Raw genomic sequence first — 21897 nt, 5'->3', positions numbered from 1 at the left:
GGTTTGATCTGATCAAATCGATCCCTGATGGCTTCTCCCTCCCTATCGATGGTTTCACGGCACCTTCTGGCTCGCTGATGGGCCTCCAGGGTGGTCCGCAACAGCGCCAGAGAAGCAGGATCATCGAACCAATGGGCGGCGGTCAGGTCCCGCCACATGACCTTCTCAGGTTTCTCCAGATGGCTTGGCGCAGAGGGAGAACGGCCTCCAGGCGGTGGCGACAGTGGCTTTTTGCTGGTCATTGAGAACTCCAGAATTTTTCAAAGGGATTTCCAGCTTTTTGCGCAAGAGAGGATGCACACCGGTCTATCCTTCGAGCGCGTCAGACATTCTGACCGCCCCCTGCCTGCCGCCCTTGTTGGCTTTTGGCTTGGCGATCCGGCTCAAGCGTGTGATCGAGAGAGGAGGGACAAAAGGGATGGATGTCCCCTTCGTCCCGGTTGTCCAGGGGGACAGACGGGACAGGGACACTAAGGAGTGTCCCGTCCGTCCCCTTTTGGATGTCCTATTCATCCCCGCTGTCCTTCAGCCAGAGATGATCCACGCCAGCCAAGTCACGAGAGATCACGAGTTCCCGCTCCAGGGCGTTCTTCAGGGCCCGGCTGAACGCCTTCTTCTTCGCCTCTGATCGCTTCTCACTCGTCTCCCCGTCTACAGGGTAGGCGGCGACGAATTCGGCCCGGACCTTCGTCTCGGCAACCCCCAGAACCTCAGGCCCTTCGATCCCAAAGGGACGGATGCGCTTTCCATGGTCTGTGAGAGCCAACTGCATGGCCTTCTGGAAGACGCGGAGGGATGTCGGCCACCGCTCACGCGTTGTGCCTGCTGGCGCTGAAGAGCGCTCTGGATCCCACCGCACAATGCAAGTCGTTACAGACTCGCCGTGCTTGTTATCCCCAAGCCGGATCACCTCGAGGCTGTAGGGCGTCTCTGCTCCTGTAGCGCCACCTCGCAGCTTACGGACCGCCATGCGGGTGTTGGAGATCGTTCCTGAGACGTCCCGGTCCGCGAGCATGGCCAGAACAACGTCCGCCGCCGCTTCCTTCGCGGAGGATCCACGAGTGCCCGTCTCCACCATCTTGCCGAAGTGATCCACGCCAAGGACGAAAGCGCCTATCTTCCGACTGAGGGTTTCCAAGGCATTCATCACGCGATGGTTCTCAGCCGCCGCGTTCTCGTCCATCACTCCGGCGCTGGCGGCCACCGTATCGACGACAATGAGGGCAAGCGGCAGGCCGAAGGTCTCCTCCATGCGTTCGGCTGCGGCTTGAGCCGTCAGGGTAAGGATCTCGACGGAATCCTTTCCCACAAGTGGCGGACACTCATCAATCCAGGCGATGGGAAGCCTCCCCGGATCGATGGGCTTCGCATCTGTCCCTGTATGAAGGAAAGTGAGACCTTGTAGTTTCCCCTCGACAATGCCTCGCAGCCTGATCGGTATTTCGTACGCGCCTTCCGGGGCAATGAAGAGCACACCGCCTTGTCGGTTCACGCGACGGCCTGCGAATGCCTCCATGGTCATGACTGAGGCGCTGAGATCGAGAGCACCGAATGTCTTCCCGGATCCCCATTGACCCGACATGAGCCCTTTCCCCGTCTCCGGGATCAGGTCCCTGATCAACCATGCCCGATCTTCATTCGGGTCTGCATCTCCGTGCCATTGGAGCGGGATCGCCTTAACGGGTGATGAGGCTCCATCCTGTGGCGGCTCCGAATGAGTGGCGGAATCTTCCCGCTCGTCCCCTCGTGGGGTCCAGACCGGAGTTTTGTCAGCGATGTGCGGCAGCTCGTTGTAATCGTTGCCGGCGTCGAGCCAGTCCGAAACGTCGCCTTTCTCCGGCAGGCCCGGCAGGCGCACGACGCGCACGGAATCCGCAACACCATGCAGCATGGTTGCAGCATTTGCGGCTTTCTCCCGTCCGGAGGCGTCATTGTCCTCGAGGACGAAGCAATCATAGCCTCGGAGAGCTTCGACGGCCTCCGATGTCCAGCCGCCATTGGCAACCGTGACGGCCAGGAAGCCATGAGCCGCGAGTCGGTCCGCGTCCTTCTCACCCTCACACACGTAGGCCCTGTTATGGATGGTCGCTGGCAGGTCAGGCCAGCGATAGAGAACCTTGCGGCTCCCGGCGCCACTGAGCCACCCGCCCCGCCCGTCCGGGCGACGCTGGAGGAAGGTTTTGTCCTTCGTGGGGTGTTCGTACCGAAGGACCTGGTACAAAAGCTCCCCGTCCTCGGTCAGGTAGTCGTAGGCCGCAACCTGCCGGTACCCGGCGCTCGTGAGCCTGCGGTCGTTGAAGGATTTGCTTTCCGGCTCCTCCTGGCGTTGGCGTGATGCGGCGTTGAAATCGAATCCTGCTCTTGCGTGAGCGGTCATCCGGGCAATGATGTCCTCAGCGGTATCGGACGAGGACCAGGCCGGGCGCCCGAGCTTCTCGTTGATGTAGTCTCGAAGGCTCTCCCACGCGTCATTGGCGAAGCTGTGTGCCACGAAGCCGTCCGGAGCCTTGGGGTCCACGAGGACCGACATGCTCCGGTCGTCGCGGCTATGGCCGGGACCGGGTGCGCGGACGTTGTTGCCGGTTGCTTCACCACCAAGGACGCGGGCGAGGGTGCGGGCGTCGAGCGGCATAAAATGCTGGTTCATGCTGCGCTCCCGTCGAAATCCGCACCGAGCTTCGTGGCCCATTGGCGGGCCACTGAAACCGCCTCGTTGATGCAGAAGAACGAGCCCAGATAGGTCGCGCTGTCGTCGGATCGGGACATGTGCTCAACGGCCCATTCGCCGCCATTCACGGAGCAGGGATAGATATCAATGGTCCCGCACGGGTTCTGTGGCCGCGGGAACGGGATGACATTGCTTGGCTGCGCCTGGTTGACCACTTCATGGGAAAGGCTGTCTTCGGCCGCCCTGAGAGCGTCGACTACCAGGATCACTTTCTCATCGTCGCAGTGGACCTGCCTGGCAAGATTAGCAGCGCAATCGGAAATAGCTTCGATCTGGCAAGTGAGGTGGTTCATCGCGCCACCTCCCAGCCGTAGAAGTAGCCCTCATCGCTGAAGAGCCCTTTGAAGCGGAGGCTTGCCAACCGGGGGGCTTTCGCCCTATCTTCGGCATTGGAAGTGTTAGCTCGCTTCTTGACCAGATTATTGCCGCCGTTCCGGGGTCCAGCCGGTGCGGCGGTTTCTTTTTGTGTGGTAGCAAGGGCGCTGGACGGTGGGACAGTTGATGCAAAAACCCTTGGAACCACGTGGGAACTTTTGACTGTCCCACCTTTGGTAAGCTCTTGAATTGTCAGGATAGACTTGCCCCGGCCAGGGGCACCACTTTGATCCGATCGATCAAATTGGCTTGAGTGATAGAAGCCTTTCGTTTTCAGCGTCAACGCAACAGCGAAAAATCGATATAGCCCTGATGCGCTTCACCGGCGCATCCTGAAGCTTTCACCTTGGCTTGCCATCAGGCTGGATGGATCGACCATCAGCGCTCGAGGGTTTTGAGGCCCGCTGAAGAATTCTAGCTCAATATGCGCCGGAACTGGCCGCATGCGCTTCTCATCTGGCGATAGGCAGTCTTTGCAGGCTTTGGAATCCAGGACTTTACGTGAGCCTTGTAGGGAGACATCGCACCTGCGCGAGAGACTAGAAACACGCGGGACAAAAGAAACATAACCGGCAGGATGTCCTTCCAAACGAAGTACAGGGCGATGTACTCATCGGATTCCAGATGCCAGGAGCGATGCCAATCGGCTTGGCTGAGATGATTGATCTCCGTCAGGTCCGCGCGGGACAACGCGTCCTTGATGACTTCGGCCGTGAGAAGGTTGCCGGGCATGCAATCCTTGAAGTCTTCATCGAAGGCGATTTTCGGAAGCATCAGCGAAGGGCCGCACCGGAACCCCATCTCCGCCGCAACGAGGCGGCCCTGAACCCGGATGGCGTGCCATTCCAAGCGCTCGTCAGCGGCGAAATTCCTGACCAGGGCAGTGTAGAACGCAACCGCATCGGGCTTGTTCAGGATGGCCGAGCCAGCACGCCCCTTCCAGCCGGAGGCCTCGAGGGCCAGGAACTCCTCAAGGAAATCCTCCGTGGCGGCCGAACCCCTCATCATCTCGACCGAGACGTCGCCACGGCTCTCAAGTTTTCGCATGTAGCGCTTCAGGTTGCGCCGCATATTTCCCAGGGTACCCAGATAGGCGTCGAAGTCTTGACCGAGGCTGAGGCATGAGTACCGCTGGCGTGAACCGCAACGGGTGATGTAGCCGATGTCGCTGTTCCGGATGGCCGCCCACAGAGGGGAGTTTCGCCTCACGGCTTTCAGTTCGAGGCCCAAGTGGGTTGGCACCTCGCGGCGCAACCCGCCGAGCAGCGATTGAAAGGCCATAGCGGCATGGTCAGGCGCCAGCAGCATGTCTCCGGATTGAGAGTGTTTGTCGGCCATGCGCAGAGTGGGCCAACCTTTCCCGAGGATTGGATCAGGAGTGAGGATGATCGGAAGGATGCCGATCAACTCCTCCCCGAGATAGGCAAAGCTGCACAGCCATTCCTCGCCGTGATTGAGCCCATGGCGCAAGCTCACCTCCACCCAGGCGGGCAGAAGCATTGGAACTTTCTGGGGAGCCTCCCAGGCGAGACGGTCCCAGGCCGGCGCATGCGCCGCGAGAGCTTCGAAGTCCCGAACCGTGGTGACGTGTAAATTCTGGGAGTGACGATGGGCTGGAGCCGCCATATTGGCCTTCAACATGCTGCAGACATGTAGCCTAGCCCGCAGCCCGCAAAGGCGAAATGGAACTACCTGGGTACCTAGTGAGGGCAACCGTATGGCGGCGACGCAAGTGGTCATCAGGGTCGCGTCCGGGTGGCGGGGCGTACCGTCATCCGGACGCGGATTTCATGCAAACACACTTTTAATGCTTTTCTTGCGCGGGCTTGTGCTGTTGCGGTTTATGACCGCTCTGGCCCGGGTTGTTGTGCTTGTTGTGATTGCGGCTCTCCTGGTGAGAAAGGCCGCCGGTTTTCCCGACATCGGGCCCGCCTGATGCGTTCGTGTTGCTGCCGCCGTCAGGCTGGCTCTGATGGCCCTGGGTGCGTGTAAGATTAGGGTTGTCCCTGTTGCCTGTGCTGCTCATGACTTTTTCTCTTGCTCGCGCTTCTGGGCTCCGTTTCCGTCCTTGCCCTGCTTATGCTGTGTGCCGCGATTGTTCTTGCCGCCTTGGCCTTCCTGAGGAATGCCTTCAGGGTTCTGTTGAGTGCCTGGAATATTCTGTGCCATTGCAAAGTCCTGCCCGGGCTCATTGCCCGTAATGCTGTGGTTGCTAAGAACGTGATCGCCTGCTTCGGCGTGAATGCCGCCGCTCAGGCTCGGTTTGATGCCTGAGCCCTTCAGGCTCTCGGCTGCAAAACCTGCTGCTCGGTCTTCACCCTGACGGCTCATGGCTTGGCCTCATGATGAGTTGCGTGATGCATGGACGCCTGACTTCCGCCTCTGCAAACCGTGGGCGGGCCTCGGAAGCTGATCATCCGGCAGGTCAATCTCGCGGGTCGGGGTTCGTTTCAAGCGCGGCCGCCGAAAGCAGGCCCGTGACTTGCCTGGGAACGAGAGGACAGCCCGATAGGAGGCGCTCGGCAAAACAGGCAGGGCCTTCGCTGACCGCCTTATACTGATGAATGACAGATGAACGAGCGTAGACACTGCGTGAGTACATGTAACCACGCGGCATCTAGCGATCACCGCCATCATCATCTCCCATCATGACTTGCGGAACCTCATCGGCGGCAAGACGTTCACAAAACACGTTCTCTCTGTGATGGAGATTTTATTATGATGAAGAGCAGCATGTTGCTTACGGCGGCAGTCCTGAGTCTTGGTGCAATGACTGGGCTCGCCAACACGCCTGCGCAGGCTCAGGTGGGCATCGAAGTCGGCCCCGGCGGAATGCGCGTCTATGAAGACCGACCCTACCGCCCGGTTGTCGAGCGCCGTCGCCATGTGGAGCGTCGCGTCGTCGTGGAGGATGATGTGGAGGAATGCCGGACCGAGGTTCGCCGCCGCATCAACCGGTTCGGCGAGAGGGAAGTGCGGCGCGTGCGGATCTGCGAATAAGGCGCTGATCCTTTCGTCAGACACTCGGGTTTCAGGTCGGCACAGTCCTGCTGCGTCGACCGCCGTTTTTGTTGCATGAGAGTAGGTTTGACCTCAGGCCCGCTCGACCTCCGGTCCGAGATGGCCGAAAGCTGAAACGACGCTCTCGTAGACCGACCGCTTGAAGGGAATGATCAACTCCGGCAGCCGGCGCATTTCCTCCCAACGCCACTCGTCGAATTCGGGCTTGTGGTGCCCCCCGCCCGGATGAAGGATGTTGATCTCGCTATCGTTCCCCTCGAAGCGGAACGCGAACCATCTTTGGGTCTGACCGCGATATCGACCCCGCCAAGCGCGGCCCGCGACCATGGACGGAAGATCGTAAGTATACCAGTCCGGGGCTTCCGCCAGCAGGGAGACGGAGCGGACGCTGGTCTCCTCGTATAACTCGCGCAGGGCCGCCTGATAAGGATCCTCGCCGGGATCGATCCCGCCTTGAGGCATCTGCCAGGCATAGCCATCGGCCACGTGCTCGATACCGGATTCCGTGCGTCGGCGACCGACAAAGACGAGGCCGTCCTTGTTGAGAAGCATGACGCCGACGCAGGAGCGATAGGGCAGATCCTGCCTGTTCGGTGATGCTTTGGTGCTTCTCATTCGGCAACGACCTCCTTTAATGCGGAACTCTTTTGCTGCTCTTTCGGTATCGCGAAAGACCACCGATGGTTCCGTGTATTTGTCAGAGTGCCGCTTCGCCCTGCCTGGCACAAGCTTTTCCATGAGCTTTGCAGAACACGGATCAAAAAGGGCCTGGCGGCTGATGCCGTCAGGCCCTCGACGACGGCATTCCTGCCGCGCGTTGTGATCAGTTCGGAACCGGCGTCGTGGTGTTCGTGGCGCCCTTGCGCACGCCGCGCAGCAGGTCATAAGCGGCCAGAAGCTGCTTGTCCTTGCTGGCATCCGGCGGAACGTAGGCGGACGATCCGCCGCGCTCTTCCTTGTCGCCGCCGTTCTGCAGGTGGCCGCGCAGGCCGGCTTCGCCCTTGGTCTCGTCCTTGCCCTTGAGCTCGTCCGGAATCTCCTGCAGGACCTCGATGTCCGGATCGATGCCCTTGGCCTGGATGGAGCGGCCGGACGGCGTGAAGTAGCGCGCCGTCGTCAGACGCACCGCGCCGTTGCCGCCGAGCGGGATGATGGTCTGCACGGAGCCCTTGCCGAACGAGCGGGTGCCGAGCACCGTTGCGCGCTTGTGGTCCTGCAGCGCGCCAGCGACGATCTCGGACGCGGAAGCCGAGCCGCCGTTGACGAGAACCACGAGCGGCTTGCCCTTGGTGAGGTCGCCGGACTTGGCGTTGAAGCGCTGCGTATCCTCGGCGTTGCGGCTGCGGGTCGAGACAATCTCGCCGCGGTCGAGGAACGCATCGGACACCATGATGGCCTGATCGAGCAGGCCGCCCGGGTTGTTGCGCAGGTCGATGACGAAGCCCGCAAGCTTGTCCGCGCCGATATCCGAGGTCAGCTTGTCGATGCCAGCGCGCAGACCCTCGAAGGTCTGTTCGTTGAACTGCGTGACGCGCAGAACACCGATATCGCCCTCGACGCGAGCCCTGACGGGCCGAACCTTGATGGTTTCGCGGGTCAGCTTCACCTCGACCGGATCCTTGGCTTCCTTGCGCTGGATCTTGAGGGTCACCGACGAGTTCACGGGACCGCGCATCTTGTCGACCGCCTGGTTCAGGTTGAGGCCCTGGACGGACTCGTTGTCGATGTGCGTGATGACGTCGTTGGCCATGACGCCTGCCCGGGAGGCCGGGGTATCGTCGATGGGGGTCACGACCTTGACCAGACCTTCTTCCATGGTGACCTCGATGCCAAGGCCCCCGAACTCGCCGCGGGTCTGCACCTGCATGTCACGGAAGCTCTTGGGATCCATGTAGCTCGAATGTGGGTCGAGGGAGGTCAACATGCCGTTGATGGCCGATTCGACGAGCTTCGACTCCTCCGGCTTCTCCACATAGTCGGTTCGAACCTTCTCGAACACATCGCCGAAGAGGCTGAGTTGCCTGTAGGTGTCGGCCGACGCGGCAATCGCGCTCGTGCCGGACAGCAGGCTCGTTTGCGATACGAGCGTTGCGCTGCCTGCACCAATGGCCGCACCAAGAATTAAAAGGGACAGTCTGCGCATTATCCGCGAACCTTTTCGCTTTGCGATTTCGCCCACCATGGACTTGGATCGATCGAACCGCCGTCTTTCCTGAACTCAACATAGAGAACAGGGTTGTTCTTTTCTATGGCACCGCCCGCCAAAGACATGAGGGAAGTCTCACCCATGGCTGCGACGGGTTCTCCGGCGAGCACGAATTGCCCGACATCGACACTGATTTGGTCCATACCGGCCAGAAGAACATAATAGCCCCCGCCGGCATTGATGATCAAGAGTCGGCCATAGGATCTGAAGGGTCCGGCAAAGGCAACCCACCCGTCGGCCGGTGATACTACGGTGGCCTTCTGGCGGGTCTTGATCGAAATGCCGCGCGTCGTTCCGCCATAGCCGTCGGATGAGCCGAAATTCAGCAGCGTATCACCGCTGACAGGCTGCGGAAGCAGGCCTCTCGCCTCGGCAAAGGGAATTTTCGGAGCCAGTCGGGCCGGATCGCGGAAAGCCGCCTGGGCGAACCGCTCCCTGGCCTCGCGCTCCTGCGCCTCACCGGCTTTCCTGGCCTCCTCCGCGGCTTGCCGGGCGCCGGCAATCTGCTGCTCCATGCGGTCGATCAACTCTTTGAGAGAGCCGGCTTGGCGAGCGAGCGCGGCGGCCTTTTCCTGCTCGGAACCGATATTTTGCTCCACCGCGGCCATGCGGCTCTGGCGGGCATTCATGAGAGCCGACAGGCGGTCCTGCTCGCCGGTCAGGGCGGTGAGCTCCTTGCCCAGGGTCGAGCGGTCGGTGGCGATGGCTTCCTTGAGGCGCACGAGCTCGGCCAGGTCGGTGGCCAGGGTTTCGGCCTCGGCCCGGAGCTCAGGGAGGACCGCCCCCAGCATGATCGAGGCGCGAACCGCCTCGAGCATGTCCTCCGGACGGACCAGCACCGCCGGCGGCGGGCGGCGTCCCATGCGCTGGAGAGCGGCGAACACCTCGATGATGACGCCGCGTCGGCTTTGCAGGGAGCGGCGGATTGCCGTTTCGCTGGCCGTAAGGGTCTGGAGCCTCTGCTCCAGGTCCCGTGTCCGATCCTCGATGCCGCGGACCCGTTCCGCAGTGTCGATCAGAGCTGCGTTGAGACGGGCGCGATCGGTCTTGATGTCGGCGATCTCGGCCTCGAGGCGGCGCTTGGCCTCGGCGCTGGCCGCCATGGCGTCTTCCAACGTCTTGAGGTCGCGCTCTTTCTGGGCCTTCTGCTCGGCCGTCTCACCCCCAGGCTGGGACGGATTTGCGGCAGGCGCGGGAGCGGGCTGGGCGCCGGCGGAGCCCAGGGAAAATGCCGTCATGCCGAGGGCAAGACAGAGGGTCGTGCGGGAGAGTTGAATAGAAATGCCGGGCATCCGTCAGGAATCATCGTGTCCGACGCGATGATAAGGGTGACCGGCGATAATTGTCAGGGCCCTGTAGAGCTGCTCGACCACCAGGGCGCGCACAACCTGGTGCGGCATAGTGAGCGCCCCGAAGGAAACGACCAGCTCCGCGCGCTGGCGGACCTTGGGATCGAGCCCATCCGGCCCGCCGATGACGCAGGCAATCCCTGGGCGGCCCTCGTCGCGCCAGTGCCTGATCCTTTCGGCAAAAGCTTCGCTCGTCGGGCTCTTGCCGCGCTCATCGAACGCGATGAGGACCGACGAGCCCGCTTTCTCCAGAAGGGCCTCGGCCTCCTCCGCCCGCCGGTCGTCGCCCCGGCGCGCCCGGCTCTCGGCCAGTTCGACGATGTCGAATCCGGCCACGCCGAGGCTACGGCCAATGCCTTCGATCCGCTGTTTGTAACGTTCGACCAGCTCCCGTTCGGGGCCGCTCTTCAGACGGCCCACGGCCAGCAAGCTCAATCGCAACGGGGTCAGCCTCTAATCAGCTGGCCCGGTCTTGCGGACGGTCGGCGCCCCACATCTTCTCGAGGTTGTAGAAACCACGCACCTCAGGACGGAAAATGTGAACGAGCACGTCACCGGCATCGATCAGCACCCAATCGCAGGCTGGCAGGCCTTCGACGCGCGCATTCCCGAACCCCTTGTCCTTGAGGTCCTTGATGATGCGGTCGGCGATGGCGCCCACATGGCGGTGGGAGCGGCCCGACGTAACGATCATGGTGTCTGCAAGCGAGGTTTTGCCGGCCAAGTCGATCTCGACCGTGTTTTCGGCCTTCATATCCTCGATGGAGGCCAGGGCAACGGCCCGGATATCCTCATCCTGCGGAGCATCCGCTCCGGAGAGAGGGGGAAGCGGATGGTGTTCCGCCTCAAGCGAAGACAGTCGGTTCAGGTTCAGACCCTTTCATCCAGCGCTTCACTCTTGCGCCGTGACCTTAAGATAGTGTCGATCGGCACGTTATTTCAACGCCCCTCTAAAGGAGAAGTTCGTCGCATCCGGCGAATCTCGGTGGACGACAGGGTCGAACGCGGCCCGTGCAGGAACGTCCATGCGGGCGGCGTCAAGCTTGGCAGGACCCGAGCTTCGTTTTCCGGGATGCGCCTCGCCTGCAGGGCCGTTGCACTGCGCGAATGCATGCCCTTCAACGTCCAGCCCGGCCGGTCGATGACCGCGATCGGCATCATCTGGGCAATGCTGCGCCAGCCGCGCCAGCGATGGAAGCCCGCCAGGTTGTCGGCTCCCATGATCCAGACGAACCGCACGCCGGGGTAGCGCCGCTTGAGGTAGGCCAGGGTGTCGACCGTGTAGCGCGCGCCGATGGTCTCCTCGAAGGCCGTGATATCGATGCGCGGATGGGCGGCGACTTTCCCGGCCTCTACCACCCGCGCCGCCATCGAACTCAACTCGCCCAGATTCTTCAGGGGATTGCCTGGGGTGACGATCCACCAGATCCGGTCCAGCCCTAGGCGCCTGAGCGCCATGAGGCTTACATGGCGATGGCCTGCATGGGCCGGGTTGAAGGAGCCCCCATAGAGGCCGATCCGCATGCCCGGCGCGATGCGCGGCAGGCGCGCGAGGCCCGAGGGCCGCAGGCGAAAGCGCGATGGCCCCACCCTCGGCGGCGCAGGCCTCACGGGCGTGTCTGGCCTGAACCGCGTATGCGGTACTTGAACGAGGTCAGCTGCTCGACGCCCACCGGTCCCCGGGCATGCATGCGTCCGGTCGCGATGCCGATCTCGGCCCCGAAGCCGAACTCGCCCCCATCGGCGAATTGGGTCGAGGCATTGTGCAGCACGATGGCCGAATCGACCTCCGCCAGAAATCTCTCGGCCGCCGCTTGGTCTTCCGTCACGATGGAATCGGTGTGGTGGGAGCCATAATGCTCGACATGCGCGATGGCCGCATCGAGACCGTCCACGACCCGGGCCGAGATGACGGCATCGAGATATTCGGTGCGCCAATCCTCCTCCGTGGCCGGAGAGACCCGGGGATCGGCCGCCTGAACCGCCTCGTCACCCCGCACGGCGCATCCGGCATCGAGCAGCATGGCGACCAGGGGCTTCAGGTGGGTTGCGGCGCAGGCCCGGTCGACCAGGAGCGTTTCCGCCGAGCCGCAGACGCCGGTGCGCCGCATCTTGGCGTTGAGGACGATCCCCTTGGCCATGTCGAGATCCGACTTCCCGTGCACGAAGACGTGGCAGAGGCCTTCGAGATGCGCGAAAACCGGCACCCGCGCCTCCTCCTGCACCCGCGCCACGAGGTTCTTGCCGCCCCGGGGCACGATCACGTCGATATTGCCGTCGAGCCCGGCCAGCATCGCTCCCACGGCGGCGCGGTCCCGAGTCGGCACGAGGCGGATGGCGTCCTCCGGCAAGCCGGCGCTGACGAGGCCCTGTCTCATGGCGTCCGCGATGGCCGAGGATGTCCGGAAGCTCTCCGATCCGGCGCGCAGGATGGCGGCATTGCCCGCCTTGAGGCAGAGCGCCCCGGCATCCGCCGTCACGTTGGGGCGGCTCTCGAAGATGACGCCGATCACCCCAAGAGGTGTCGCGACCCGCTCGATCCGGAGGCCGTTCGGCCTCTCGAAACCCGCCAGCACCCGCCCGACCGGATCGGGGAGTTCGGCAATACTCTCCACGGCCGCCGCGATGGCCTCCAGCCGCACGGGGTTCAGGGTCAGGCGATCGATGAAGGAGGCGATCTGCCCCTTTGCTTGCGCCTCGGCCAGATCTTCGGCATTGGCCGCCAGGATGGCGTCGGAGCGGCTGCGGATCGAAGCCGCCATGGCCCGGAGAGCCGCGTCCTTCTCCTCGGCGGTGGCAAGGCCCATACGGCGGGCTGCGGATCTCGCGCGCCGGCCCAGATCTGCCATGAGAGCTGGGACATCCGGGCTCGCGACCAAAGCCGCCCCTGCGGCGTTGAACTGTTCGGCGAGCGACGATCCGCTCAAGGTGCGAGTGTTATCCATGTCCAAATCCCGGGCGCAAACCCAACCGCAACGATCCATAGCACGCTCGGCGGCCCAAGGGCCAAGTCGCTCCCTGTCCGTGGCCGACATCGAGCCTCAAGAGACTCGGCAGGTCCGCATCGGCACATCGGGCTGGCACTACAAATCCTGGCACGGACCTTTCTACCCCTCGACCTTGAGGATCAAGGATTTTCTGTCCTTTTACGTCGGTGAGTTCGATACGGCCGAAATCAACAACTCGTTCTACCGCCTTCCCACGGAGCAAGCCGTCAGGTCCTGGCGTGACGGCGCGCCGGAGGGCTTTCTGTTCGCCTGGAAGGTGTCGCGCTTCATCACGCATATGAAACGCCTCAGGGATATCGAGGACAGCATTGATCTGGTGTTCGGCCGCATGGCCGGATTGGGGGAAAAATTCGGTCCCGTGCTGTTTCAGCTGCCGCCCACCTTCAAGGTGACCGACGAAAACCGGGAGCGACTGGCCCGAACCTTGAGCCTCGTTCCGCCGCAGCATCGCTACGCCTTCGAGTTCCGCCATCCTGGCTGGTACGCCGATGACATCTTCGATCTGCTGCGGGACCACAACGCGGCGCTTTGCATCTCCGACCATGCGGATGCGCCTGTGCCTTTCGTGGCCACCGCCGACTTCGCGTATATCCGCGCGCATGGCGCCAACGGGCGCTATGCCGGAAGCTACAGCCGCGACACCCTTCAGGGTTGGGCTGGCCAGATCGCCCGCTGGATCGAGGAGAAGCGGGATGCTTACGTGTACTTCGACAACGACATCAAAAGCGCCGCACCGGGCGATGCGCGCCAGCTGCTCAAGCTGATAAAGACACCGGAGCCGTCGACCGATCCGTGAGCGCCAAGTCGTCCCGGTGCACCATCTCGGAGCGACCTGGATAGCCGAGAATCGCCTCGATCTCGCGGCTGGGGCGGCCGATGATGCGCGCAGCCTCGTGGGCGTCGTAAGCCACGAGCCCACGACCCAGGATCCGTTGGTCGTCCCGGATCGTCACCGCGTCGCCTCGGGCGAAAGCGCCCTCGATCCGGCGCACGCCAACCGGCAGAAGGCTCGCGCCGCCCTGCAGCGCCTTCGCGGCGCCCTCGTCCACGTAGAGAGTGCCCTTCGGCTCCAGGGCGCCGGCAATCCAGGTTTTGCGGGCCGTTGCGGGATTGGACGGCGTCAGGAACCAGGTGCAGCGACCGCCCTCGGCGATCCGCTTCAAGGGGTTCTTCGTCCGCCCGTCCGCGATGATCATGTGGGTGCCGCCGGCCGTTGCGATCTTGCCCGCCTCCACCTTGGTGCGCATTCCGCCCCGGGAGAGTTCCGAAGCCGGGCCGCCCGCCATGGCTTCGATGGCAGGGGTGATGCGCTCGACCACCGGAAGATGCTCCGCTGCCGGATCGGAGGCCGGCGGCGCCGTGTAGAGGCCGTCCACGTCCGAGAAGAGAACCAGCAGGTCCGCGCCGATCATGGTGGCGACCCGCGCCGCGAGGCGGTCGTTGTCGCCGTAGCGAATCTCGGAGGTGGCCACCGTGTCGTTCTCGTTGACGACCGGCACCGCTCTCATCTCGAGAAGCTTGAGGGTGGTAGCCCGGGCGTTGAGATAGCGCCTGCGCTGCTCCGTGTCCGATAGGGTGACCAAGAGCTGACCGGCCGTGATGCCGTGATGGGCCAGCACCTCCGACCAGGTCCTGGCCAGGGCGATCTGCCCCACGGCCGCAGCCGCCTGGCTGTCCTCCAGCTTCAGGGAACCGGACGGCAGCCCCAGGACCGTGCGTCCCATGGCGATGGCGCCGGACGAGACCACGAGCACATCCGCTCCGCCCGCATGAAGATCGGCGATATCCTCCGCCAGGGCAGCCAGCCAGGCGTGATTCAGCCGTCCCCTCGCCCGATCGACCAGCAGGGCCGACCCGACCTTCAGGACAACGCGGCGAAACTGGTGCAGGTCGGGCTTCACGGGCGCCACTCTTCCTCGGTTACGACGGCCTTCTCTTCGACCTTCGCCTCATCGATCACCGACAGGAGCGCCTGGAGAACCTCCTGGACGCCCTGGCCGGAAGCGGCCGAGATCATATAAGGGGTCTTCTTGCAGGCGCGCTTGAGGCGGGTAAGCTGCTCCTTCAGTGTGTCCTCGTCGAGGGCATCCGCCTTGGACAAGGCCACGATCTCAGGCTTGTCGGCCAAGTCGTGGCCATAGGCCTCGATCTCGTGGCGGACGGTCTTGTAAGCCTTGCCCGCGTGCTCGCTCGTACCCTCCACCAGATGCAGAAGGACCCGGCAGCGCTCCACGTGGCTCAAAAACCGGTCGCCCAGACCGACGCCCTCGGATGCGCCTTCGATAAGGCCTGGAATATCGGCCAGCACGAATTCGCGGTTATAGGCCCGCACCACGCCGAGCCCTGGATGGAGCGTCGTGAAGGGATAGTCGGCGATCTTCGGCTTGGCGGACGTAACGGTCGCCAGGAATGTCGATTTGCCCGCGTTGGGAAGACCGACGAGCCCCCCATCGGCGATGAGCTTGAGGCGCAGGATGATCGTGCGCTCCTCGCCCTCCTGGCCGGGATTGGCCCGGCGCGGGGCGCGATTGGTCGAGGTGGTGAAATAGGCGTTGCCGAAGCCCCCGTTGCCGCCCTTCGCCAGAAGGAAGCGCTGGCCCACATGGGTCATGTCCGCGATGACGGTCTCGCCGTCCTCGTCGAGAATTTCGGTGCCGGCCGGGACCTTCAGGACCACGTCGGGGCCCTTGGCGCCCGCCCGGTTCTTGCCCATGCCGTGGCCGCCGGTCTTGGCCTTGAAGTGCTGCTGATAGCGGTAGTCGATGAGGGTGTTCAGCCCCTCGACGCATTCGGCCCAGACATCGCCGCCGCGCCCGCCGTCGCCGCCGTCGGGGCCGCCGAATTCGATGAACTTTTCGCGCCGGAACGAGACCGCGCCTGCGCCGCCGTTGCCGGAACGAATGTAGATTTTAGCCTGATCGAGAAATTTCATAACCCGCATCCTTTACGGGACAAGGTGTGCGGGAGCAACGCAGACCAGAGGGAAGCGCTCCCGAAAATGATCGGGAGCGCCAAGTGTCAGTGGGTGAGAGCGAGTTCCGGGTGGCCCGCGCCAAGGATGGCCGGCTCCCGCACAAGACCCGTATGCCCCCAGGTCTTCAGGCTCTCCCATGCCCGCCGGTCGAGGCGGAAATGGTCGGCCGGATAGAACCCGCCCCGGGCCGGCAGTTCGGCCAAGCCAGAGCCCTGATAGGCGAAGCCGCACTTCTCCAGCACCCGCCGCGATCCCGGGTTGAGCACTCGGGCCGAAGCCGTGAGTTCGTTCTCCTCGCCATAGGCGAAGAAGGCGTCGATCAAGGCCCGGGCCGCCTCGGTGGCATAGCCCTGGCCCCAATAGGGAGAGCCCAGCCAGTAGCCGAGACTGGGCTTGCCCGTCTCGAGACTGGGGGTGATGCCCACCATGCCGATCAGGCTGTTGGGCTTGCCCTTGGGCGTGATGGCGAGCGTCAGCCCCTCCCCGTCCGCATTGGAGCGTCGGGACTGGAAGACGAACCGTTCCGCGTCATCCGGGTGATAGGGATGCGGAATTCGGGCCGTCATCTCCGCGACAGCTTTCTCCCCGGCAAGGCGCACGATGGCTTGTACATCCGCAAGACGGGCCCAGCGCAGCCAGAGGCGCCGGGTCTCGAGGCGGAAGACATCGTCACGGGTGAGGTCGGGAAACATGGTCCTGCTCCGATCCAGTTGGGCGCTTTCTTGGCCCGGAAATGACGAAGGGGAGGTGGACATCCCACCTCCCCTGTCTTTTCGGATCTGGAGCTTGGCCGTTGAGGGCCTTCGAGAAGCTTGATCCGCCGGGTCGGTGTGATGCCGGCGGGAGCTCCTTCGTTTTGCTCTCGCCGTTTACTCTGCGGCCTCTTGGGCCGGTACGACCGATACGAAAGCTCGGCCTTGTTTCGTCAGGAATCGGACGCGTCCATCAGCGGTGGCAAAGAGGGTATGATCCTTGCCCATGCCGACGTTCACGCCCGCATGCCATTTCGTGCCGCGCTGACGAATAATGATGTTGCCCGACACGACCTGTTGATCGCCGAACTTCTTGACGCCCAGACGACGGCCTGCGGAGTCGCGGCCGTTGCGAGATGAGCCGCCTGCTTTTTTGTGAGCCATGGGTTACTCCCGTGTTTCTGTCAGTTGCCGGACTGCCCTGTCGGCGGGCCCGGCCGGCGCAGCCTTTTGAGCCGCAGCCTTGATGGGTTTCTCTACCGAGCGTGCGGCACTCAGCCTTGGATGTTGGTGATGCGCACCACTGTGTAATCCTGGCGATGCCCGCGCTTGCGGCGCGAATTCTGACGACGGCGCTTCTTGAAGGCGATCACTTTCTCGCCGCGGGTGTGCTCCACCACCTCGCCCGTCACGGAAACGCCCGAGAGAAGGGGCGCGCCGACCTGGGTGCCGTTGTCGTTCGTCACCATGAGAACCTGGTCGAACGTGACAGCGGAGCCCGGCTCTCCAGCGAGAGTGGCGACGGTGATGACGTCATTGGCGGCGACGCGGTACTGCTTGCCGCCGGTCTTGATTACTGCGAACATCTTCATCCTCGTGTTCAAACCCGAACTCTCCGCGGGAGGACCCACAGGGTCGGCTTTTTGGCAGTTTTCGGTTTCGGTTCACGGCGCCCCGATGAGGCTGCCGCATGGAAATGCGCGGACACAATGATCCACGCCTAGAGGCCGTCTCTCTACGGAACGAACCGGCCCCTGTCAATCAAAAACCCGCAAAAGGGCGCTTGAAGAGCACGAAACCGCGTGATATCCACCCGGCCTCAACCAGCGGGCCCCCAAGGCCTTCGCACCCCGGAGAGGTGGCAGAGTGGTTGAATGCACCGCACTCGAAATGCGGCATACGGGCAACCGTATCGGGAGTTCGAATCTCCCCCTCTCCGCCATCTCGCCCTGCTAAGTAGCTGTGATATCTTTGAAGTTTCTGCTTCTTGTCGAGTCGGCCCCAACATCGGTCCTAACAGAGACGCTTGACGCCGATTGATTCCATAAGCTTGCATCCGGCTGCCTCGTCTGCCGAACGAGCTCCACCCAGCATCTAAGTGCCTCCTAGGGGTTTCCCGCTTCGTCCTATGAAACAGCGTCGGTTACGTAATTGAAGGCAACCTCGGCCAGTCGACTTCGCACCCTAAGGAAGATCGAGGCGACGGCGGAGCTCGGAAAGTCTTGAGTCCGATGCTGTCTCTGGCGCCTGTGCCAGTAATTCAAGTGTTCTCTCGATCCGGTATGGCCACGATGAAGAGTCTTCGCCAAGGACCGCCCATAATAGGTCTAGTGTCGCAGCTGGGTAGGCTCTCGCTACGTGATCTCCGGCCGTCTCTCCTAGGTACTCAAATCGCAAAAGTGTGTTTCGAACAGCTACGAGCCTCGGGAGGATCAATGGCACTAATGTCGGCATGAGGTCGCCGCTTGCCAGTGCGAAGTTTGCCAAGGCGCTCGACATAGCTGGCGCGCGAAGAGCCCGCTGTTTCGGCCATACCTTCTCAAAGAAAGGGACAATTCTATCCCGCCAGGGGCTGTCTGGATCTGCGCACCATCGTTTGAGTTGCCAGACCAGTCTCTCCCTTAGCTCGTCATCCGAGTGGATAAGGACCTCGCGCAGTTCAATGTCGGAGATAAAGTGCTCTCCTTTAATTACGTCGCTTGCCCAGCCTGCTAGAAGAAAGCCGGCGAGGATTGTGCTCCCCTGTCGACGTCCAGGCTTAGTAGCGCGAACGAGCAGCGCCTCCTTTACCTCCGGGTACAGCAATCTTGAGGGAGGCCTGGCAGCCCAGAGAATACCATCCCAGAGCGCGTCGCCGTCCGGACCGCCGTCACCCACATGCGAAAGCAGCTGCCGCTTCGTCCAACCGGGATCAATCGTAAACAGCCAATTGATCTGAAATCCGAGCATGACGAGTGCATGCCGTCGCATGTCACCGGGCAAGGCCAAAAGGTCATCAAGCCGGTCTGTCCAATGCTGCGGAAAGCCAACACCGGCATTGAGACCGTCCTTTGCGGGATCCTTTATTAGAAAATCGAACAGGTTTCCGACTGGTGCGTTTAGCGCTTCGTCTGCCCATGACCTGTGCGCACGATGCCGCTGCTCCACAGGTGGCAAGCGAAGCGCTGTCATCATGCTCTCCCATAAACCGGGAAACGTGCTTGCCGCATCGCCATAGAGGCGGTCAGCTATAGCCTTCATCCAGTCTGAGACCGGGTAAGCAATGCCTCGAAGACCTGGGGGGGGGGGGGTAGCCTTTGCAAGCGGCCAACGATCACTGCGATCATGCGTAGGGAGTCTGACGGCCGGGTCTCCCCCCGGAGGAATGCTGACCAAGCCCACCGCGGAGCATCGCCCGATCGAGCAGCATGGGTTAGAGCACCGAGTGCACGAACTGGCTTCTGGATGGCTAAGCCGCGGAAGGGTTCACGCTCGATTCTCGCGGCGAAGTCCAGCCGTCCGACCTCCTTCGCGCGACGCAGGATTTCCGGAACTGGTGCCTCAAGAATCGGGTCCGGTCTGGTGTCAGTTGAAATGGAAAAAACTTCAGGAGCATTCGAAACTGCCGCGGCATTCCCCTCGTGCGTGGTCCACCTCGGGGCGACTGAGCGTAGCGTTTGCATCGTCTCATCTATGTTGAAGGTGAACGCTACGCCGTAGGTAGACAGCCAGTGCAGTCGGCTCAGCCGATCGCGTGCGCTCGCCTCCTCACGTTCGCCCGGTACGTCAACGCTCCAGGGATAGGATCCGGTCAGGAGCCGCTGCTCCAGCGCTTTGCGATCATTCAGCGAGAGGTCAGCCCAGCGGTCTCGCAGTGCGTACAGGAGATCACGGTTGTGGACCGAGCCCCAGAACACGCGGTCTGACAGAGACAGGAAAGTAGCGCCAGCCTCGCCAGGGTCGAGCAATCCGGCGCCCGCTGCCCATATCCGCAGACGTGCAAAGACGTATTCGTCGCGGGAGGGCCAAGAGCGGACTTGGTCACGCGCCGCCTCAAGATCGACGTTCGCGAGCCGGGTCATCAGCTTCTGGAAATGAATGATCGGTCCTGTCAGTCCATAACTATTCTCCGAAAGCTCAGGGCCATCGTCCGGTCCGCGGCTCGTCTGCAGGTAGATCCGGTCGGTTCCGGAGATCTCGCACTCAAGAGCGATTGCGAGGTCAAGATTGCTCCGGAAGCACTCGATCGCATAGCCGAGGAACTCATCAGGTAGGTTCATGCTCTCGTGCGGGTGCGGATAATCCACGTCCACATGGACAATGTCATCGGGCTGGCCCTCATCCACCCAAATGAGCGGGTGAGGAGGACCGAGGGTCGGACGTACGGTAAGCTTTGGACGGTACATGTCGGCGACTGCACGGATGAGCGATGCGGTCCAACCCTCCTGATCTGCCTGCTGCTCGATTTCGTACTTCCGCCTGCTAGGGTCAGTGCGCCGATCGGTCCACGCAGAGATGAGCAATCGCCACCCGCGACGAACGGGGTCTGGGAAGCGCTGCGCCTCATGCAGCAGGACCCAGTCGATGTCTTGAATGATCGCGGGGTGCAATCCGGGCTGGTGCGCTGCCCACCACAATGCGGTGGGCTGATGCGCGATCTGTCGGAGCCATCTGCCAATATGCATTAGGCGAGGTGAAAGCTCGGCATGGAAATCTCCCGCGGAGCCGCGCACCACCGCGCGGGATCGATGAATTCCCTGCTCACGGTCGAGGACGCTGGGTCGGAAGATGTCAATTGCATCCTCGGGAACCTCCCTGTCCCTCAACGTGTCCTCTGGGTCGGCCGACTCCGGAGGCGGATCGCTATCGAGGCCGAGTGCATCGAATGGATCGAAAGGCGGCAAATCCTCGTCGCCTGAAGCATTTCGTCTCGGTGTGGCGTATCGTTGTGCCGGATCGGCAACGAGAAGCCATTCGGCACCGATCGGCTCTAGGGCCCACGCCAAGCGCCGGGCACCTTCACTGGTTGATAGGATGTGGGCGATCTGACCTCGTTCGTGTGGAGCGAGGTACTTCGGGCCAGATTCTGCCCTCGATAACGCCATATCATGCCAAGCTCTGCTGTCCCGCGCCCTTCTGCCCATGCTTGGAGAGTGTCCCAGAGGGGCGAAAAGCCATTGTTGCTGTCGAACGGGATTGCCTGAACACCCCTATGCTCCCAGAGGGCGATCGCAGAGCGGTGCTCACCGTCCTGGAGCGCGTAGAGCCTATTTCGTGTGCCAGATCTCAGATTCAGCCCTTCCAGTAGGTACTGCATGGGTGGATCGTCGGCAGAATATCCAACGAACAGGATCTGAAACCGTGATAGGAGCCGCTGGATAAAGTGCGTGGCCCAACCGGCTGAGAGGTAGGCGCGGCCGAAGTCAGCGCTGGAGACGACGAACTCCTCGTCCTGCGCTCGCTGGTATTCAGCATCGACACGGCCATGCAGGTGCGCGATCCCCTGAAAATCACGATCACTGTGTGGATCAGGGAGGTTCGGCGGCCCGGAACTGCGCAGAGTTGGGTCGCATGCCTCGAACAGGAGATCAAAATTCGTTGTCACCAATCGAGTGACATTGCGAGAGGTTGCAAGATCGAGCAACACGCGATGAGCATCAAGTTTGGCATCAGGGAGCGGTCGGATGGCCTCTGCCACGGCCGCGCGGACGTCTGAGACTTCGAATTCTCGCTCGAGCAGCCCGAACACCCGATCAGTCGCCACCAGGCCGCCGACTCCTGGCATTGCTCCGAGCTTAAGCGTCCTCTCAAGCAGGGTACGGGCGCGACTATCCTGCGCGGCCCCTAAGATTTCGATCACCTTCCGCCCAAGATCGGCGAAGTTTGGCAGGTGGGCCTCGGCTTGGCTCACGCCCGCGCCGCAAAAAAGGATGACGTCCCCAGCGTCGCGTGCAACGAGGAGTTCATCAGGGATATTGGGGCCGTTTTCGATGAACCTCATGGGCCAACGAGACGAATAGAGGATTAATGACCAGGAGAACCGGGCCGGAGCCGCGCGAATCGCGACTTCCGCCTCCGACATTCGCAGCGAGGCTTTGCGAATGGAAGTCCCGGTCAAGCTAGGATAGGCTCCTCGTCCTACCTGAACGTCGCTTAGGCAACGTTAGCTGCCATCGGCCTTAGGTCCGAAATGTGCCATTTTGAGACATTCCTGGTTCACAGCATCTCGTAGGCCAAATTCTCGACTGCTTATGCCGAAAATTCGCGGAAGGGTCTTTATGGAAA

The 21897-nt window shown here is 62.4% G+C and carries 22 protein-coding genes, 1 tRNA gene and 1 pseudogene; 3 read left to right on the top strand and 21 right to left on the bottom strand.

Annotated elements, in window-relative coordinates; genetic code table 11:
- The 6 genes and pseudogenes from DRB19_RS30835 to DRB19_RS25495 form a co-directional block, all read right to left on the bottom strand.
- Positions 1–242 (bottom strand): annotated as a pseudogene (locus DRB19_RS30835) (hypothetical protein); the annotation flags it as partial.
- A 263-nt stretch (positions 243–505) separates the two neighbouring features.
- Positions 506–2647 (bottom strand): AAA family ATPase, encoded by a 2142-nt coding sequence (locus DRB19_RS31325; RefSeq protein ID WP_245439833.1) that lies wholly within the window; start codon positions 2645–2647, stop codon positions 506–508.
- On the bottom strand, positions 2644–3021 hold the full coding sequence (locus DRB19_RS25510; protein ID WP_114188823.1) for a hypothetical protein: 378 nt from the start codon (positions 3019–3021) through the stop codon (positions 2644–2646). Before DRB19_RS25510 ends, DRB19_RS31325 begins: the two co-directional genes overlap by 4 nt.
- Positions 3022–3517: 496 nt before the next feature.
- A complete protein-coding gene (locus DRB19_RS25505) occupies positions 3518–4729 on the bottom strand; it encodes a GNAT family N-acetyltransferase (protein ID WP_162815863.1) in 1212 nt (403 codons plus the stop codon).
- A 178-nt stretch (positions 4730–4907) separates the two neighbouring features.
- On the bottom strand, positions 4908–5129 hold the full coding sequence (locus DRB19_RS25500) for a hypothetical protein (RefSeq protein ID WP_114188821.1): 222 nt from the start codon (positions 5127–5129) through the stop codon (positions 4908–4910).
- Positions 5126–5434 carry a hypothetical protein gene (locus tag DRB19_RS25495; RefSeq protein WP_114188820.1) on the bottom strand — a complete coding sequence of 103 codons (309 nt, stop codon included), beginning with the start codon at positions 5432–5434 and terminating at the stop codon, positions 5126–5128. Before DRB19_RS25495 ends, DRB19_RS25500 begins: the two co-directional genes overlap by 4 nt.
- A gap of 387 nt (positions 5435–5821) precedes the next feature.
- Here DRB19_RS25495 and DRB19_RS25490 point away from each other — a divergent pair, with 387 nt between their 5' ends.
- Positions 5822–6103: a hypothetical protein gene (locus DRB19_RS25490; RefSeq protein ID WP_114188819.1), complete on the top strand. Its 282-nt coding sequence runs from the start codon at positions 5822–5824 to the stop codon at positions 6101–6103.
- Between the two features lie 93 nt (positions 6104–6196).
- Here the strand turns inward: DRB19_RS25490 and DRB19_RS25485 are convergent, their stop codons facing one another.
- From DRB19_RS25485 to DRB19_RS25455, 7 genes are all read right to left on the bottom strand, one after another.
- Entirely contained in the window at positions 6197–6739 is a 543-nt protein-coding gene (locus DRB19_RS25485) for an RNA pyrophosphohydrolase (protein WP_114188818.1), read from the bottom strand.
- Between the two features lie 208 nt (positions 6740–6947).
- Positions 6948–8267 carry a S41 family peptidase gene (locus DRB19_RS25480; protein WP_114188817.1) on the bottom strand — a complete coding sequence of 440 codons (1320 nt, stop codon included), beginning with the start codon at positions 8265–8267 and terminating at the stop codon, positions 6948–6950.
- The gene (locus DRB19_RS25475) at positions 8267–9622 is read right to left on the bottom strand and encodes a murein hydrolase activator EnvC family protein (RefSeq protein ID WP_114188816.1); all 1356 of its coding nucleotides are present in this window, start codon (positions 9620–9622) and stop codon (positions 8267–8269) included. Before DRB19_RS25475 ends, DRB19_RS25480 begins: the two co-directional genes overlap by 1 nt.
- Before the next feature lie 3 nt (positions 9623–9625).
- Positions 9626–10120, bottom strand: a complete 495-nt coding sequence (gene rlmH / locus DRB19_RS25470) for a 23S rRNA (pseudouridine(1915)-N(3))-methyltransferase RlmH (RefSeq protein WP_114188815.1) — start codon at positions 10118–10120, stop codon at positions 9626–9628.
- 16 nt (positions 10121–10136) lie between these two features.
- Positions 10137–10466 (bottom strand): ribosome silencing factor, encoded by a 330-nt coding sequence (rsfS, locus tag DRB19_RS25465; protein ID WP_276330636.1) that lies wholly within the window; start codon positions 10464–10466, stop codon positions 10137–10139.
- 152 nt (positions 10467–10618) lie between these two features.
- Positions 10619–11290, bottom strand: a complete 672-nt coding sequence (locus tag DRB19_RS25460; RefSeq protein WP_170148948.1) for a nicotinate-nucleotide adenylyltransferase — start codon at positions 11288–11290, stop codon at positions 10619–10621.
- Positions 11287–12528, bottom strand: a complete 1242-nt coding sequence (locus DRB19_RS25455) for a glutamate-5-semialdehyde dehydrogenase (protein WP_174799998.1) — start codon at positions 12526–12528, stop codon at positions 11287–11289. The genes DRB19_RS25460 and DRB19_RS25455 overlap by 4 nt, the downstream gene beginning before the upstream one ends.
- A gap of 94 nt (positions 12529–12622) precedes the next feature.
- Here DRB19_RS25455 and DRB19_RS25450 point away from each other — a divergent pair, with 94 nt between their 5' ends.
- Positions 12623–13483, top strand: a complete 861-nt coding sequence (locus tag DRB19_RS25450) for a DUF72 domain-containing protein (RefSeq protein ID WP_114188812.1) — start codon at positions 12623–12625, stop codon at positions 13481–13483.
- Here the strand turns inward: DRB19_RS25450 and proB are convergent.
- The 5 genes from proB to rplU form a co-directional block, all read right to left on the bottom strand.
- Entirely contained in the window at positions 13443–14588 is a 1146-nt protein-coding gene (gene proB / locus DRB19_RS25445) for a glutamate 5-kinase (RefSeq protein ID WP_114188825.1), read from the bottom strand. The two genes, DRB19_RS25450 and proB, sit on opposite strands and share 41 nt — an antisense overlap.
- Positions 14585–15619 (bottom strand): GTPase ObgE, encoded by a 1035-nt coding sequence (gene obgE / locus DRB19_RS25440; RefSeq protein WP_114188811.1) that lies wholly within the window; start codon positions 15617–15619, stop codon positions 14585–14587. Before obgE ends, proB begins: the two co-directional genes overlap by 4 nt.
- Positions 15620–15705: 86 nt before the next feature.
- Entirely contained in the window at positions 15706–16353 is a 648-nt protein-coding gene (locus tag DRB19_RS25435) for a GNAT family N-acetyltransferase (protein WP_114188810.1), read from the bottom strand.
- 177 nt (positions 16354–16530) lie between these two features.
- Positions 16531–16797, bottom strand: a complete 267-nt coding sequence (gene rpmA / locus DRB19_RS25430) for a 50S ribosomal protein L27 (protein ID WP_114188809.1) — start codon at positions 16795–16797, stop codon at positions 16531–16533.
- Between the two features lie 110 nt (positions 16798–16907).
- The gene (gene rplU, locus DRB19_RS25425; RefSeq protein ID WP_114188824.1) at positions 16908–17219 is read right to left on the bottom strand and encodes a 50S ribosomal protein L21; all 312 of its coding nucleotides are present in this window, start codon (positions 17217–17219) and stop codon (positions 16908–16910) included.
- Between the two features lie 266 nt (positions 17220–17485).
- On the opposite strand from rplU, the gene DRB19_RS25420 reads away from it, so the two are divergent.
- Positions 17486–17575: transfer RNA gene (locus tag DRB19_RS25420), tRNA-Ser, on the top strand.
- A gap of 242 nt (positions 17576–17817) precedes the next feature.
- Here DRB19_RS25420 and DRB19_RS25415 read toward each other — a convergent pair.
- The 3 genes from DRB19_RS25415 to DRB19_RS25400 form a co-directional block, all read right to left on the bottom strand.
- The gene (locus DRB19_RS25415; protein WP_162815862.1) at positions 17818–18807 is read right to left on the bottom strand and encodes a hypothetical protein; all 990 of its coding nucleotides are present in this window, start codon (positions 18805–18807) and stop codon (positions 17818–17820) included.
- A 62-nt stretch (positions 18808–18869) separates the two neighbouring features.
- Complete coding sequence (locus DRB19_RS25410; protein WP_162815861.1) at positions 18870–20618, bottom strand: hypothetical protein; 1749 nt, start codon at positions 20616–20618, stop codon at positions 18870–18872.
- Positions 20603–21613 (bottom strand): SIR2 family protein, encoded by a 1011-nt coding sequence (locus DRB19_RS25400; protein ID WP_162815860.1) that lies wholly within the window; start codon positions 21611–21613, stop codon positions 20603–20605. Before DRB19_RS25400 ends, DRB19_RS25410 begins: the two co-directional genes overlap by 16 nt.
- Positions 21614–21897 lie beyond the last annotated feature (284 nt).

The sequence above is a fragment of the Microvirga aerophila genome, assembly GCF_003332305.1.
Lineage (GTDB): Bacteria > Pseudomonadota > Alphaproteobacteria > Rhizobiales > Beijerinckiaceae > Microvirga > Microvirga aerophila.
The sequence above is the reverse complement of the archived record's forward strand: the minus strand, read 5'-3'. Positions and strand labels throughout refer to the sequence as shown.

What these genes read in the sequence shown, in the direction of transcription:
- DRB19_RS31325 (WP_245439833.1), bottom strand. Translation starts at nt 2,647, where the DNA reads ATGAACCAGCATTTTATGCCGCTCGACGCCCGCACCCTCGCCCGCGTC.
- DRB19_RS25510 (WP_114188823.1), bottom strand. Translation starts at nt 3,021, where the DNA reads ATGAACCACCTCACTTGCCAGATCGAAGCTATTTCCGATTGCGCTGCT.
- DRB19_RS25505 (WP_162815863.1), bottom strand. Translation starts at nt 4,729, where the DNA reads ATGGCGGCTCCAGCCCATCGTCACTCCCAGAATTTACACGTCACCACG.
- DRB19_RS25500 (WP_114188821.1), bottom strand. Translation starts at nt 5,129, where the DNA reads ATGAGCAGCACAGGCAACAGGGACAACCCTAATCTTACACGCACCCAG.
- DRB19_RS25495 (WP_114188820.1), bottom strand. Translation starts at nt 5,434, where the DNA reads ATGAGCCGTCAGGGTGAAGACCGAGCAGCAGGTTTTGCAGCCGAGAGC.
- DRB19_RS25490 (WP_114188819.1), top strand. Translation starts at nt 5,822, where the DNA reads ATGATGAAGAGCAGCATGTTGCTTACGGCGGCAGTCCTGAGTCTTGGT.
- DRB19_RS25485 (WP_114188818.1), bottom strand. Translation starts at nt 6,739, where the DNA reads ATGAGAAGCACCAAAGCATCACCGAACAGGCAGGATCTGCCCTATCGC.
- DRB19_RS25480 (WP_114188817.1), bottom strand. Translation starts at nt 8,267, where the DNA reads ATGCGCAGACTGTCCCTTTTAATTCTTGGTGCGGCCATTGGTGCAGGC.
- DRB19_RS25475 (WP_114188816.1), bottom strand. Translation starts at nt 9,622, where the DNA reads ATGCCCGGCATTTCTATTCAACTCTCCCGCACGACCCTCTGTCTTGCC.
- DRB19_RS25455 (WP_174799998.1), bottom strand. Translation starts at nt 12,528, where the DNA reads ATGGCAGATCTGGGCCGGCGCGCGAGATCCGCAGCCCGCCGTATGGGC.
- DRB19_RS25450 (WP_114188812.1), top strand. Translation starts at nt 12,623, where the DNA reads ATGTCCAAATCCCGGGCGCAAACCCAACCGCAACGATCCATAGCACGC.
- obgE (WP_114188811.1), bottom strand. Translation starts at nt 15,619, where the DNA reads ATGAAATTTCTCGATCAGGCTAAAATCTACATTCGTTCCGGCAACGGC.
- DRB19_RS25435 (WP_114188810.1), bottom strand. Translation starts at nt 16,353, where the DNA reads ATGTTTCCCGACCTCACCCGTGACGATGTCTTCCGCCTCGAGACCCGG.
- rpmA (WP_114188809.1), bottom strand. Translation starts at nt 16,797, where the DNA reads ATGGCTCACAAAAAAGCAGGCGGCTCATCTCGCAACGGCCGCGACTCC.
- rplU (WP_114188824.1), bottom strand. Translation starts at nt 17,219, where the DNA reads ATGTTCGCAGTAATCAAGACCGGCGGCAAGCAGTACCGCGTCGCCGCC.
- DRB19_RS25415 (WP_162815862.1), bottom strand. Translation starts at nt 18,807, where the DNA reads ATGATGACAGCGCTTCGCTTGCCACCTGTGGAGCAGCGGCATCGTGCG.
- DRB19_RS25400 (WP_162815860.1), bottom strand. Translation starts at nt 21,613, where the DNA reads ATGAGGTTCATCGAAAACGGCCCCAATATCCCTGATGAACTCCTCGTT.